21 protein-coding genes are annotated in these 10,432 nt (G+C 63.1%); 8 read left to right on the top strand and 13 right to left on the bottom strand.

Annotation, left to right across the window (positions count from 1 at the left end):
• Positions 1-174: 174 nt before the first annotated feature.
• The 4 genes from OS124_RS0101865 to OS124_RS25865 all read right to left on the bottom strand — a co-directional run bounded on the left by OS124_RS0101865 (position 175) and on the right by OS124_RS25865 (position 1,887).
• Positions 175-651 carry a hypothetical protein gene (locus OS124_RS0101865; protein WP_138919390.1) on the bottom strand — a complete coding sequence of 159 codons (477 nt, stop codon included), beginning with the start codon at positions 649-651 and terminating at the stop codon, positions 175-177.
• Positions 652-962: 311 nt separating this feature from the next.
• Positions 963-1,139: a hypothetical protein gene (locus OS124_RS27205; RefSeq protein ID WP_168161420.1), complete on the bottom strand. Its 177-nt coding sequence runs from the start codon at positions 1,137-1,139 to the stop codon at positions 963-965.
• Between the two features lie 86 nt (positions 1,140-1,225).
• The gene (locus OS124_RS0101850; RefSeq protein WP_010137585.1) at positions 1,226-1,549 is read right to left on the bottom strand and encodes a hypothetical protein; all 324 of its coding nucleotides are present in this window, start codon (positions 1,547-1,549) and stop codon (positions 1,226-1,228) included.
• A complete protein-coding gene (locus OS124_RS25865; RefSeq protein WP_010137584.1) occupies positions 1,546-1,887 on the bottom strand; it encodes an Arc family DNA-binding protein in 342 nt (113 codons plus the stop codon). Before OS124_RS25865 ends, OS124_RS0101850 begins: the two co-directional genes overlap by 4 nt.
• Before the next feature lie 152 nt (positions 1,888-2,039).
• Here OS124_RS25865 and OS124_RS28315 point away from each other — a divergent pair, with 152 nt between their 5' ends.
• The 8 genes from OS124_RS28315 to OS124_RS0101805 all read left to right on the top strand — a co-directional run bounded on the left by OS124_RS28315 (position 2,040) and on the right by OS124_RS0101805 (position 5,559).
• The gene (locus OS124_RS28315; RefSeq protein ID WP_443189679.1) at positions 2,040-2,186 is read left to right on the top strand and encodes an Arc family DNA-binding protein; all 147 of its coding nucleotides are present in this window, start codon (positions 2,040-2,042) and stop codon (positions 2,184-2,186) included.
• A 74-nt stretch (positions 2,187-2,260) separates the two neighbouring features.
• Positions 2,261-2,626 (top strand): hypothetical protein, encoded by a 366-nt coding sequence (locus OS124_RS0101835; RefSeq protein ID WP_010137582.1) that lies wholly within the window; start codon positions 2,261-2,263, stop codon positions 2,624-2,626.
• Positions 2,623-3,438 carry a phage antirepressor KilAC domain-containing protein gene (locus tag OS124_RS23390; RefSeq protein WP_040606518.1) on the top strand — a complete coding sequence of 272 codons (816 nt, stop codon included), beginning with the start codon at positions 2,623-2,625 and terminating at the stop codon, positions 3,436-3,438. The genes OS124_RS0101835 and OS124_RS23390 overlap by 4 nt, the downstream gene beginning before the upstream one ends.
• Before the next feature lie 77 nt (positions 3,439-3,515).
• Positions 3,516-4,031, top strand: a complete 516-nt coding sequence (locus tag OS124_RS25860; protein WP_010137580.1) for a hypothetical protein — start codon at positions 3,516-3,518, stop codon at positions 4,029-4,031.
• A 101-nt stretch (positions 4,032-4,132) separates the two neighbouring features.
• Complete coding sequence (locus tag OS124_RS0101820) at positions 4,133-4,324, top strand: hypothetical protein (protein WP_138919389.1); 192 nt, start codon at positions 4,133-4,135, stop codon at positions 4,322-4,324.
• Between the two features lie 49 nt (positions 4,325-4,373).
• On the top strand, positions 4,374-4,820 hold the full coding sequence (locus OS124_RS0101815; protein ID WP_010137579.1) for a hypothetical protein: 447 nt from the start codon (positions 4,374-4,376) through the stop codon (positions 4,818-4,820).
• A gap of 83 nt (positions 4,821-4,903) precedes the next feature.
• Positions 4,904-5,152: a hypothetical protein gene (locus tag OS124_RS0101810; protein ID WP_010137577.1), complete on the top strand. Its 249-nt coding sequence runs from the start codon at positions 4,904-4,906 to the stop codon at positions 5,150-5,152.
• Between the two features lie 116 nt (positions 5,153-5,268).
• Positions 5,269-5,559 carry a hypothetical protein gene (locus OS124_RS0101805; RefSeq protein WP_010137576.1) on the top strand — a complete coding sequence of 97 codons (291 nt, stop codon included), beginning with the start codon at positions 5,269-5,271 and terminating at the stop codon, positions 5,557-5,559.
• On the opposite strand, the gene OS124_RS0101800 is transcribed toward OS124_RS0101805, so the two are convergent.
• Genes OS124_RS0101800 through OS124_RS0101760 form a run of 9 tightly spaced genes read right to left on the bottom strand, consistent with a single transcriptional unit; the run spans position 5,489 to position 10,429 of the window.
• Positions 5,489-5,986 carry a helix-turn-helix domain-containing protein gene (locus OS124_RS0101800; RefSeq protein ID WP_010137575.1) on the bottom strand — a complete coding sequence of 166 codons (498 nt, stop codon included), beginning with the start codon at positions 5,984-5,986 and terminating at the stop codon, positions 5,489-5,491. The two genes, OS124_RS0101805 and OS124_RS0101800, sit on opposite strands and share 71 nt — an antisense overlap.
• A gap of 12 nt (positions 5,987-5,998) precedes the next feature.
• On the bottom strand, positions 5,999-6,832 hold the full coding sequence (locus tag OS124_RS0101795; protein ID WP_010137574.1) for a hypothetical protein: 834 nt from the start codon (positions 6,830-6,832) through the stop codon (positions 5,999-6,001).
• Positions 6,832-7,116 (bottom strand): hypothetical protein, encoded by a 285-nt coding sequence (locus OS124_RS0101790; protein WP_138919388.1) that lies wholly within the window; start codon positions 7,114-7,116, stop codon positions 6,832-6,834. Before OS124_RS0101790 ends, OS124_RS0101795 begins: the two co-directional genes overlap by 1 nt.
• Positions 7,113-8,519, bottom strand: a complete 1,407-nt coding sequence (locus tag OS124_RS23380) for a DnaB-like helicase C-terminal domain-containing protein (protein ID WP_010137572.1) — start codon at positions 8,517-8,519, stop codon at positions 7,113-7,115. Before OS124_RS23380 ends, OS124_RS0101790 begins: the two co-directional genes overlap by 4 nt.
• On the bottom strand, positions 8,516-8,674 hold the full coding sequence (locus OS124_RS27200; RefSeq protein WP_168161419.1) for a hypothetical protein: 159 nt from the start codon (positions 8,672-8,674) through the stop codon (positions 8,516-8,518). The genes OS124_RS23380 and OS124_RS27200 overlap by 4 nt, the downstream gene beginning before the upstream one ends.
• Positions 8,671-9,471 carry a hypothetical protein gene (locus OS124_RS25855; RefSeq protein ID WP_010137571.1) on the bottom strand — a complete coding sequence of 267 codons (801 nt, stop codon included), beginning with the start codon at positions 9,469-9,471 and terminating at the stop codon, positions 8,671-8,673. Before OS124_RS25855 ends, OS124_RS27200 begins: the two co-directional genes overlap by 4 nt.
• Positions 9,468-9,752 carry a hypothetical protein gene (locus OS124_RS0101770; protein WP_010137569.1) on the bottom strand — a complete coding sequence of 95 codons (285 nt, stop codon included), beginning with the start codon at positions 9,750-9,752 and terminating at the stop codon, positions 9,468-9,470. The genes OS124_RS25855 and OS124_RS0101770 overlap by 4 nt, the downstream gene beginning before the upstream one ends.
• The gene (locus tag OS124_RS27195) at positions 9,745-9,918 is read right to left on the bottom strand and encodes a hypothetical protein (protein ID WP_168161418.1); all 174 of its coding nucleotides are present in this window, start codon (positions 9,916-9,918) and stop codon (positions 9,745-9,747) included. Before OS124_RS27195 ends, OS124_RS0101770 begins: the two co-directional genes overlap by 8 nt.
• Entirely contained in the window at positions 9,911-10,429 is a 519-nt protein-coding gene (locus OS124_RS0101760; RefSeq protein ID WP_010137568.1) for a hypothetical protein, read from the bottom strand. The genes OS124_RS27195 and OS124_RS0101760 overlap by 8 nt, the downstream gene beginning before the upstream one ends.
• Between the last annotated feature and the right edge of the window lie 3 nt (positions 10,430-10,432).

The raw sequence follows: 10,432 nt of genomic DNA, 5'->3' as shown, positions 1-10,432 counted from the left end.
GCGAGAGAGGAGGACGACTAGCCAAATCGCGCGCGCGGTTTTTGCCCCCACCCCCCTCGATCGCGACCCTCCCCCCCCTCATCGACAGGGGGCAGGGACAGGGCCGAGGGGGTGGCACCGTGCCCTGTTGTGACGGGACAGCATCACAACAGATGGCACAAGCCGCTGTATTCGCTAGATTTCCTCGTCTTGACCCTCTGACTTGGTATCAGGGGGAGGCGTGATCTCAACCACCAGAGATCCTGGACGGGGGTAGGTGTAGTCCCCCCCGGCATTGGTGTTGATCTGCACCGCAACAGCTGGGCCGGGCGGCTCGCGCCTGAGAAACTCCACCATTCTTGCCCTTACCGGCAGGCTCTCCTTTTGGTCGAGGAGTTCGCCCGCGACGTGCAGAGCGTGGGCCTTCAAGACGGGCTCCAGCTCTTCGGCTTCCTTAATGTATTGGGCCTTGAGCTGCTCCCACAGGGCTTGAACGTGTGGCTGGTTGCGGGCCTTGTAGATTGCGGCCTCGGACAGCCCGGCGCGCTGCGCGCACTCGGCCCAGGGAAGGCGATGCTTCAACCTTGTCTGTAGTGCTTTGCGTACCTTGGTCGATACGCGGCGCTTGTAGACGGGTGAGAGGGTCTTATCGGAGGCTTGTATCTGGGTCATGGGTTGGAGGGTACGAGGGAGGAGGGAGGGGAGGGAATGCACCGGGGCGGGTTGGTGGTGGGGCGTGGGTGCGCAATGGCTCACCGGCTCACATGGTGGCCGGGCAAGCGTGACGCATTTTGAGACACGGGAGGGGTTAGAGGGTGTCAGCCAGCCACATGCCCAGGCTAATCAGGAGCAGCACGCCGAGGCCAATTAGAGGCTGAGTGCTTCGGTCGCGGATGGCGACCCCAACGAAGACGCCGACGATAGCTAGGCAGGCAAGCACCGTCAGCACCACCTCAGGCCCTACGCGTGTACCAGCAGGATCATCAGAACACCCAATGCAGGATAGCCCAGTAAACCGGCCACACCTGCGCCACGATCATGTCTAGCGGTATGATGAAGATCCAGTTCCATCCATTGAAGTCAGGAAAGTCTTTGTAGATCAGGTAGATGAATGTCGCCGCGTCCCCAATTAGGTAGATCGGAACAAGGTATCTTTCCATCTCCGCCGCCTCCTGACCTAAATGTAGTTGCCATGATGGCAACGCCTTTCGGAGGGTGTGGGTATCATGCCCACACCTTTCAGGCCCTACCGCCGGAATTGATCTTCACGACGCGAGCAGATAGCACCCTCTGCCTTGGCTTCGACAATGACGTCACCGCTCACGTATACGGTCCTCGTGCAGGTGAGAACGTGTTGCCCGGTCTCGTTCCCAATCGTGCCCACCGACCGCCACTCGTCGATCCAGCTATAGCGCTTCGCACCTGCGGTGTTTGCCTCTGCGTCCGGATAGCCAACCTTGGCAATCAGATCGCCAACGCGCGAACCCTCCCACTCGGAGAAGCTGGCGCGCCCCATATCCATTGAGCAAGCCGCCAATAGCGGCAGGGCCGCCCATACCAGAACCTTCATTCTCTCGTCTCCCCTTGCTTCCTCGGTAGGTACTGCCTGACCTCGTCCCTGAGCGCAGCAAACTCCGCCGCCTTCACCCACGTGTCCTCTTGGCTAGCTCCGGGCTCACTGTAGCTCTCCAGGACAGCCTGCATCCGCTCCAGCAACTCGGCAACCCTCTCGGGGTCGTACTCAACCACAGGGGCCGGGTACTTCTCTTCCAGCGTGGCCACGATCTCCGCGTTCATAGAGCGGTTATTGGCCTCGGCGGCGGATCTGATGCGGTCACGCATTCCATCAGGAAGGCGCACAATAAAGCGCTCCTGCGTCTCGCTCGGGTACGGGGTTCTATCTGCCATTCGCTCATCTAGTCCGCAGATATTCCAACTAGCAACTAGTTCCGACTTGACATCACCATCAGCATCATCCAACTTAATGATGCCGACTAGGAATATCACAGCGAAAGGAACAGACATTGGCAGCCGCTAAGGACCCGTCCGCCGGCCGCTTCATGCTCCGCCTCCCGGAAGGGTGGAGAGAAGCGCTCAAGGTCGAAGCCGCCCGCAATCATCGGAGCTTGAACGGGGAGATCCTTCACCGTCTCGAACCGACGATGCAGGCCATTTTGAAGGAGGAGGGAAGCCAGGAGAACACCTGAAACGCGCGAGGCCGCCGGGATTGCACTCCCAAACGGCCTCTAAATGATCCACCCAATGTCAAAGGAGATCGCTCATGAATGTAGCGACAAGACGCGGCTTTATCAAGGCTCTGCCTGCTGCCGCACTCACCATCCCCGCAATCACCCATGCCGCCGAGGGCGTTAGCCCCGTGCAGGTCATGTTCCACCGCTGGCAGAGCGCCACGCAGGAGCTTGAGGCCACGCCCGACGATTTGAGCGATGCCGAGAGCCTGCCCCTCGTGCAACGTGTCTGCGCCCTGGCTGACAGCATCGTTGATGTGCCCTCGCAGTCGATGGCCGATTTCATCCTGAAGCTGGCCGCCCATACCGACTTCGGCCAGCACGATCTCAGCAGCTGCCCCAGCTCCGAGGCTCTGGCCGAAGAACTGCGCGCGCTGGTGGAGGAGATCACGGCATGAGCGTCCAACTTAACCTGCCAGATGGTCAGCCCGTCACTATGTCCTCGCTTGAAATCGCAGACCTCTGCGGCAAGCGACACGATCACGTGCTTAGGGACATTCGAAAGATGTTGATGGGCCTCTACGGTGACGAAGCGGTCAACGCTGGCCTCCCTGACCGAGACAAATATGAAGCCTTCTTTGACAAGATGGGCTGGGGCATCGATACCCCAGATTTGGGGAATGGTCGCGTGGAGGGCATCAAGGTGCGCCGCGACACCCGGGGTTTCGTCGCTGAAATCAGCTTGGACTACAACCACACCGTGACACTTATTGCGGGCTACAAGGTCAAGCTGCGCAAAGCGATCATCGATAAGTGGCAGCAGCTGGAGGAGAAAGAGGCGGCCCGCCCTGCCCAGCAGATCGACCTGAACGACCCCGCACAGCTTCGCGGGCTGCTGCTGAACTACAGCGAGCGGGCGGAACAGCTTGAAAAGCGCGTGGAGGAGCTTTCCCACGCCGAGGAGGAGCTGGACCGCATTGCGCAAGCCGATGGCAGCCTGAACATCACCGAGGCCGCCAAGGCCCTGCAGGTGCGCCCCAAGGATCTGTTCGCGTGGCTGAGCCAGAACGGGTGGATCTACAAGCGCACCGGCAGCAGCACCTGGCTTGGCTACCAGAGCAAGACCGTAGCCGGCTTCCTTGAGCACAAGGTGACCACCGTGCTCCGCGCCGATGGCAGCGAGAGGGTTTCTGAACAGGTGCGCGTTACCCCGCGCGGCCTGACCCGCCTCGCCCGCGTCGTGCCCTCCGCCGTTCGGGAGCTGATCTGATGACCGCCTCTCACCTCAACACCACTGCGCCCGGGACCGGAACCCCGGGGCAACTCCACAGCGAAGGAAACTTTCCCATGACCATCACCCCCGAAGATCTCGTGCGCCGCGAAGTCTGCCACCTCGCTTCCTCCCTCGTTCACACCCTCGCCGTGGGTGGCAGCATCGGCCACGATGTGCGCGAGCTGGAGCAGCTGACCGAGCAGGCGCAAGCCCTGAGCTTCCCTCTTCCCGACTACGAGAGCGCGGCGCTTGATGAAGGCTGGAAGCGGGCCGCAGGCGCCGACACCGATCCCACCAAGCCGCGCCCGGTGGTCTGGATCCACGAGGACCACGACGAGGAAGCGGACACCGCCGAAGAGGCTTGCGAGCTGTCCGAGATCGAACCCTACGACCGCGAGGTGTTCGAACACTGGATCGTGACGGACTGGCTGGCCGACAAGCTCGAGGCCCGGGGCGAGAAGGTCGACAAGGACTTTGCCGGGCTGACCATCTGGGCCCGCACCACCACCGGTCAGGCCATCGCGATGGACGAGGTGATTTCCTCCATCTGCGAGGAGCTGAACGCGCCCCACACCCCCGCCGCCGCATGACGCACCGGTGACCGCCCCCATGCGGGGCGGCATCCCGTGGGCCGTGCCTACGACGCCCGACCGGAACCGGGCGAGAGTGAACCACAGCAATGGGGACTAAAATGTTTGTAATCGCTTACGAAAACAGCGCGAAACGCCTCGCGTATTACGCGGAACACGGGTTTCCGTGGTGGTCTTTCGACAAGGAGAACCACCCAACGCGCTATGCCACAGAGCATGAAGCAGAAAAGCACGCCGATCAGCTTAGGCAGCAGCGCGCGCGCGCGGGTCGCATCATCGTCCTGCCAGCATGACGGGCCACCGGAACGGCTCGGACACCCACAGCAAGAGGAAGGGAAGACAATGGATTTCAGCGTTTGCTGGCAAATCGACATCACGGCGGACACGCCCGAAGAGGCGGCGCGCCAGGCACGGGCACACCAGACCAGAGCGGGCACCACCGCCACCGTTTTCGAGGTCATCGGCGACGACGGGTCGCATTGGATCGACCTGACCGAACTCAGCGAGAAGGATGAACCCATGGGAAACTTTGCAGAGCATCAGGCGGAACAGGATGCCATCACCGCCCGGTATGAGGCGGAGGCCACCGAGGCAGGGACGCGGGGCGGCGCGCTCACGGCGCAGGAACTTGCGACGATCCTGGCCGCGCTTCGCTTCTACCAGCAGTGCGGCATGGGCAACCCCGAGAACCGCAGCGCCCCCATCCATGACATCGCCACCGACGGCGGCACCGTCATCGACCTGGACGGCGACGAGATCGACCAGCTTTGCGAGAAGCTGAACGCCTGACGCACCGGCAGAGCGGCCCCGGGCTGGGCCGCTCCCCCGTGCGACCGGAACCGCACGACCACAGCGAGAAAGGAACTCTCCCCATGATCAAGCTCTATCTCTTCGCCCGGGGCCGCTGGTCCCCTGTCCACTACGTCGCCGCCATCACCGCGACCCCTGCCCTGTCCGTGCTGCTGTGCCAGGAACCGCGCGACCCGGCGCCCGGCGTGACGATGGACGCCCTGCGCTCGATCCTGCCCGAGGCCTGCGCCTCGCTTCCCGGCGTGACCGGCTATCGCGTCGAGCAGGGCGATTTCGCCCACGAGGAGGAGCTTGCAGGCGCGGCGGCGTGATGTAGGGATGAAGGTGCGCCCCTGCCCTACCCCTTGCGGGGCCGGAACGGGCAGAGGGCGCGTGTCCCACAGCGATGGAACAGTCTGGAAGGTAAGACCCCATGGAAACTTTGGCAATGCAGTCGACGCAGGAAATCCGCGACCTCACGCCCGAAGAGCGCCTGAAGCGTCTGGACGAGCTTGCCGAAGAAGTCTTCGGGGGAACCGGGCTTGTCGGGCGCGTGACCGAAGCCTTGGACATGACCAGGCAGAACTGGAGCCGCTGGCATAGAGAGCCGCGCATGATCCCTGCCTGGTCGATCCTGCTGCTTCAGGAATGGGCGCTGCGGAAGCGCCTCAGCGCGGATCTCGGCCGCCTGCCCGGCGCCGGCGCTCGTTCTCAAACCGACGCCCCCGGCGACCAGTAAGAGCGCGCGTGTCGCAGATCATGCTCTGCGTCTTCCTCGGCAGGTCGGCTGGGCGCAGCACCAGGTCGAAACCGAGGGCGTTGGCCCAATAGATGAACGTGTCGAGGTTCGGCACCCGTCCGTCCCTGTCGCGCTCGATCTTGGCCAAGTGATCCTTGGTCAGCCCGGCGGCCTCTTCCACCTCAACGATGCTCAGCGCCAGGTCCTCGCGGCGATCCCGCAGGATCTGGCGCGCGTCATCGAAACTTCCGACAGGATAGTTGCTCGGCACCCGGTCGTTGATCCGCGGCGGCACGTCGCCCTTGGCGCGGACCCGGGCACGCATCCCGCAGCCGTCGACCGGGCACCGCACGATGCACGAGTCCTCGTGAACGGCCTCGATCACCCAGCCTGCCTCTTGGGCCTTTTGCAGGAACTTCTGGTCCATATGGTTCCTTTCTCAGCTCCGATCATCGAACGGCAGCCCCGCCGGTCGATCCACGCGCAGCTTGGCCTTGGCCATCCATTTCTCTTGGTCGGCCTCGATGTCAGACCAGACCTTCTGGTGCTGGGCGCGGAATCGGCCAGATGGGAAATTGTGCCCGGCCACCCACCAGCCCCGAAAATCGGACCTCTGCAGCCAGCCGCTCGATGTCCACAGCGACATGCTGATACCGAGGGCCTTGAAGTCGGAACGATGGATGAAGGTGTGCTTCTCGATGACCTGGCAGACCTTCATCGCCTGGATCTTCCAGTGTCCGACCGTCTGCGGCGCCGAGGCCCCGGCGGCGACGTCCGGCACATATTCGGGGAGGTTGTGCTTCTGCAGCGGCGCGCAGTCATGCCACGAGGCGCTGTCGAGCCAGATGTCAGCTGCCCTGATGTCTTTCAAATCGGCCTTCGTGAACTTCGGAAGCGCCGGTTGAGACTGCCATGTCTTACTGCACTGGCTATCGTGGTAGCTCACGTAGCGATCACGCCGCCGCATTGTGATAATCGTGAGCCCAACCAGCTTGCAGACAGCCATCATGTCGCCTGACGCCTCTGGCACCAGAACCGCACGAAAGTCTGGGCCTTGTTGCGCGTCGAACCGGCTGTGCACGACGGCCTCGGCGGCTTGGCGGATCACCTTGGCGTTCAGCCTCAGCTTCGCCTCGACCCCGATCTGGTAACCGGTGACCTTGTGGACCAGCAGCATGTCCCAGCCCGCTGTCTCCGGATATACCTGCCAATCCTTCGGCACAGTTTCGATAAAGGCTTCACAAAGCTCGGTCTCCTTGCCAAAAACTCCCATCACCGCGCCCTCACCGTCTCATGCTCGACCAGGCCCTTCAGCTGCGCCTCGCGATACCCCATCCGCAGGGACTTGACCGGCCAACGCTTGCCGGCCGGATGCTTGGCCGTCGCGGTCAGGTTCACCAGCTCGAACCGGGCGCTCGTGTCCTTCGGCATCAGCAGCGAGATCTCGGCCACGCTAACCCCGAAGATCTCGGCGATGTCTTCGGCATCGTGATCCAGGGCCAGCTCGGCCACGCGGCGGCGGTTCGGCTTCGATTTTCCAAATGCCATACGGTTCACAGCGGCATCTCCTCTTGAGCTTGCAGGTCCCAGAAGCGAGCGGTCGGCATGTGGCAGCCCACCTCGGCGGTTGCGAGCTGGCCGTGCCGGTTCTTCCGCACGATCAGCTCCACGCGGTTACGACAGGCAGCCATATCGGCCTCGAAATCAGCCTGAGCCTCCATCGTCACCTGCCCGCTCCTGTCCAGCTGAGGCCCTTTGCGCTCCAGCCAGTATTGTTCCCGGTGGCAGAAGATCACCTGGTCGGCGTCGTTCTCGAACTGACCGGTCTCCTTGATGTCGCTGAGCCCAGGCCGCTTATCGTCGCGGTGACCGAGGTCGCGGGAGAGCTGGACAAGGCCGATCACCGGCACGCCCAGCATAGCGGCCATGTGCTTGGTCTGGATGGACACCTCGGTCATCTGCTCGAACCGCTTCGCCCCGGGCGCTCGACACAGCTGCACGTAGTCGATCACCACCAGCGACAGGGGAACCTGGTCCCCGAACTCCCGATCGACACGCTTGCAGGCTGCATGAATGGCCGGCACGTCGCGGACATGCTTGGGAATGATCCGCAGATTGCCCTTCGCAGTCTCCTGAGCGCCTTCGCACCAGGTACGAAAATCCTTCTCCGACATGGACCCAGCATCGCGCAGCGCCGCATAGGGCACGCGGGCAAAGGAGGATGCCAAGCGGGTTGCCAGCTGCTGGTGCGTCATCTCCAGAGAGACGAAGGCCACACCCTCGCCACCCCTGAAAGCCGAGTTCTTCGCGATCTCCAGCGCCAGAGAGGTCTTCCCGGCACTCGTAGCACCCCCGATCAGGCAGAAGTCGCCCGGCGCCAGACCTTTCAGCACCTGGTCCAACGCGCGGATGCCAGTCTTGAAGAAGCTGCGCGTGCCCTCGTAGATCTCCTTGGCCTCGGTCACAGCTTCGATCACCGCCCTCCCTAGCGACACCGAGCTTTCCTGACCCGCATCTTCCGGGAGGCTCTGCAGGGCGTGCAGGAGGCGCAAGGCTACCTCTTGAGGCTCACCACCCCCAGACAGACCCGACATGGCCCCTTGCGCGGCGTCTCTGAGCGTCCTGCGGGCTGCGTCCTGCACGACCACCCGCGCATAGTCCCGCAGCGCGTAGCTCGCGACCGAGGCACCGGCCATCTTCGCCAGGTAACGCGCGCCGCCCAGCTCCTTCAGCCCTTCATCGCCTTCCATCGCCATCTTCAGCGTCACCGGTGAGGCGATGTGCCCCTTGGCCACCCGCCCCCGGATCACCTCGTAGATCCGGCGGTGCACCGGGTCATGGAAATGCTCAGGCAGGAGGAAATCCCCCACCATCGCCAGCTTGCCGTTGTCCGTCAGAAGCGCGCCGAGCAGCTGCTGCTCAGCCTCTGGCGTGTAGAATTCCTTGTGGTCGAGGTTCATCTGGATTTCGTCCCTTTCGCTGTGGCTTTGGCGATCAAGGCGCGAACCAGCCGCGTCTCGATCTGGATCTTCTCCCCCAGCTCACCACCGACCTGTTCCGAGAGGCCTTCGATGACGCGCAGATACGTGTCGATCTTGGGGAGGAGTTCGTTCATCGGATCACCGTCTGCCAGTTGGGCGGCCGGAACTTGGCGGCCCGGTCCTGCGGAGTGATCTCTTCCGGGAGCCGCACGCCGCGAAGCTCCTCGTCTGCCCATCGCTGGGCGTTCAGCCAGGAGGCCGGGTGCGCGATGTACTGCGCCTCCGTGCCCTTCTGCCGGCAGAGGGCCGCATAGCGCCTGGCCCCGTCGATTATTGCGTGCGGCAGCGCGCTCTTCACGGCCTTGGCCCATGCCTTCTCGGCGTTCCCTCGGGCGATCTTCCGCGGGTAGGCCTCGTAGAAGTCGGAGAACCTGTCAGCGACCTTCGGCACCGCTTCGGCGGGCTGGTCATTGTCCGAGAAAAGATCCTCTCCAGCCCCCTGTGGGGGTTTGGGGGAATCATCTGGTTTAGTATCTGGTTTACTATCTGGTATTGGTTGGCCCTTTTGGGCCAGCCCTTGGCCCTTTTGGGCCAGCCCTTGGCCCTTTTGGGCCAGCGTTGTTTTCCAACCACTTGAACAGGTTGGCGCCCACCAGGAGGTGTTGTCGTATCCCTCCTTGTTGAAGTTCCCGCGAGCGACCAGCCCGGCGTCGACGAGCTTGTCCAGGCAGAGCCGGATCTGCTTCTCGCTGAGGTATTCGAACTGCGCCGCGAAGGCCCTGCGCGAGTTGTAGGTCCACCACATGCCGTCATGGAAATGCTTGCCGTTGGCCATGTTGTGCCGGGTCCAGAAAACGATGTTCTGGTACAGGATCGCGGCGTTGACACCGACCTTCTTGGCAACATCAGGATCGAACTGGTGAAGGCTCATTGCAGCTTCCCCTTCTGGCGCGCCGACATATCGGACCAGTAGTCCGACAGAGCCTTCCTGACCTCACGCTTCGTAAGGCCTGTCTCTGCCGCCATTTTCTTGATGTTGATCCGGTACAGACCGCAGTCCTCATCGTCGTCGTGCAACCTGAAGTGCTCTGACTTGGAGTGCACAAACGAATAGGACAGGACTTTCATCCTCTCCTCTCCGCCGACCAGCTTTGTGACGGCGGAGATGTTCCTTTGCTCCTTGAGAGCACGCCTCTTGATCTGCTCACGCATCGCTCGCCTCCTTCTTGAAAATCTGCTCGATCACGCCCTCGGCGCGCATCTGGGAGACCACCTTGCGGATCTCCTCCACCGGCCACTCCAGAGCGACCGCGATATCCTCGACGCCCTCGCCCCGGGCGATCAGGTCGCGCACCAGGTGCGGGTCCACATCAGCCATTGAACAGCCCCCCGAGCGGCGCGCTCTGGGCGGCGCGCAGGGTCGCGCAGCCATAGTCCCACAGAGCGAGTGAATCGCCTTCGTCGTCATTCCGAGGCTGCCATCCGAGCTGGTTGCACCGGGCGATCACACGCTGCTTGATCTCCAGCCGGGAATCCTTGGCGCTGAGACCGGGGAAGTCCCTGGCCGTCAGGTGCTTGCCCAAGAAGTGCTTGCGGACGGACTGGATCCTAGCCTCCTGCACCAGCACCCCCTCGTCGGCCACGGTGCCGGTCACGCACGCGGCCAGCCCGATCAGGAACGCATTGGCATGGGCCCCGCCGATGGCAGCCTCGAAGAACACGTGGTCGGGCTCATACTTGCGCACCAGGTGGCGCGTCATCTGAATGGCCTTGGCGAACCGGGCGGCTTGCGTGGCGCCCCTTTTGCCAAGGGCAATCGTCGTGGCCCGCGGAGTTTTCCCCGCGAGCCCGAAGGCCACCCCCGTGGAGGTGGCGATATCGAAGGCCATGAC

Source organism: Oceanicola sp. S124 (assembly GCF_000220565.1).
Taxonomy (GTDB): Bacteria; Pseudomonadota; Alphaproteobacteria; order Rhodobacterales; family Rhodobacteraceae; genus Pseudooceanicola.
The sequence above is the reverse complement of the archived record's forward strand: the minus strand, read 5'-3'. Positions and strand labels throughout refer to the sequence as shown.

Bases quoted from the DNA above. Each gene is read 5' to 3' on its own strand.
- OS124_RS23380 (WP_010137572.1), bottom strand. From the start codon at position 8,519: ATGAACCTCGACCACAAGGAATTCTACACGCCAGAGGCTGAGCAGCAG.
- OS124_RS0101810 (WP_010137577.1), top strand. From the start codon at position 4,904: ATGATCAAGCTCTATCTCTTCGCCCGGGGCCGCTGGTCCCCTGTCCAC.
- OS124_RS27200 (WP_168161419.1), bottom strand. From the start codon at position 8,674: ATGAACGAACTCCTCCCCAAGATCGACACGTATCTGCGCGTCATCGAA.
- OS124_RS25855 (WP_010137571.1), bottom strand. From the start codon at position 9,471: ATGAGCCTTCACCAGTTCGATCCTGATGTTGCCAAGAAGGTCGGTGTC.
- OS124_RS25860 (WP_010137580.1), top strand. From the start codon at position 3,516: ATGACCATCACCCCCGAAGATCTCGTGCGCCGCGAAGTCTGCCACCTC.
- OS124_RS0101805 (WP_010137576.1), top strand. From the start codon at position 5,269: ATGCAGTCGACGCAGGAAATCCGCGACCTCACGCCCGAAGAGCGCCTG.
- OS124_RS0101800 (WP_010137575.1), bottom strand. From the start codon at position 5,986: ATGGACCAGAAGTTCCTGCAAAAGGCCCAAGAGGCAGGCTGGGTGATC.
- OS124_RS0101850 (WP_010137585.1), bottom strand. From the start codon at position 1,549: ATGAAGGTTCTGGTATGGGCGGCCCTGCCGCTATTGGCGGCTTGCTCA.
- OS124_RS0101795 (WP_010137574.1), bottom strand. From the start codon at position 6,832: ATGGGAGTTTTTGGCAAGGAGACCGAGCTTTGTGAAGCCTTTATCGAA.
- OS124_RS0101815 (WP_010137579.1), top strand. From the start codon at position 4,374: ATGGATTTCAGCGTTTGCTGGCAAATCGACATCACGGCGGACACGCCC.
- OS124_RS0101820 (WP_138919389.1), top strand. From the start codon at position 4,133: ATGTTTGTAATCGCTTACGAAAACAGCGCGAAACGCCTCGCGTATTAC.
- OS124_RS25865 (WP_010137584.1), bottom strand. From the start codon at position 1,887: ATGGCAGATAGAACCCCGTACCCGAGCGAGACGCAGGAGCGCTTTATT.
- OS124_RS0101835 (WP_010137582.1), top strand. From the start codon at position 2,261: ATGAATGTAGCGACAAGACGCGGCTTTATCAAGGCTCTGCCTGCTGCC.
- OS124_RS23390 (WP_040606518.1), top strand. From the start codon at position 2,623: ATGAGCGTCCAACTTAACCTGCCAGATGGTCAGCCCGTCACTATGTCC.
- OS124_RS0101770 (WP_010137569.1), bottom strand. From the start codon at position 9,752: ATGCGTGAGCAGATCAAGAGGCGTGCTCTCAAGGAGCAAAGGAACATC.
- OS124_RS27195 (WP_168161418.1), bottom strand. From the start codon at position 9,918: ATGGCTGATGTGGACCCGCACCTGGTGCGCGACCTGATCGCCCGGGGC.
- OS124_RS27205 (WP_168161420.1), bottom strand. From the start codon at position 1,139: ATGGAAAGATACCTTGTTCCGATCTACCTAATTGGGGACGCGGCGACA.
- OS124_RS0101865 (WP_138919390.1), bottom strand. From the start codon at position 651: ATGACCCAGATACAAGCCTCCGATAAGACCCTCTCACCCGTCTACAAG.
- OS124_RS28315 (WP_443189679.1), top strand. From the start codon at position 2,040: ATGCTCCGCCTCCCGGAAGGGTGGAGAGAAGCGCTCAAGGTCGAAGCC.
- OS124_RS0101760 (WP_010137568.1), bottom strand. From the start codon at position 10,429: ATGGCCTTCGATATCGCCACCTCCACGGGGGTGGCCTTCGGGCTCGCG.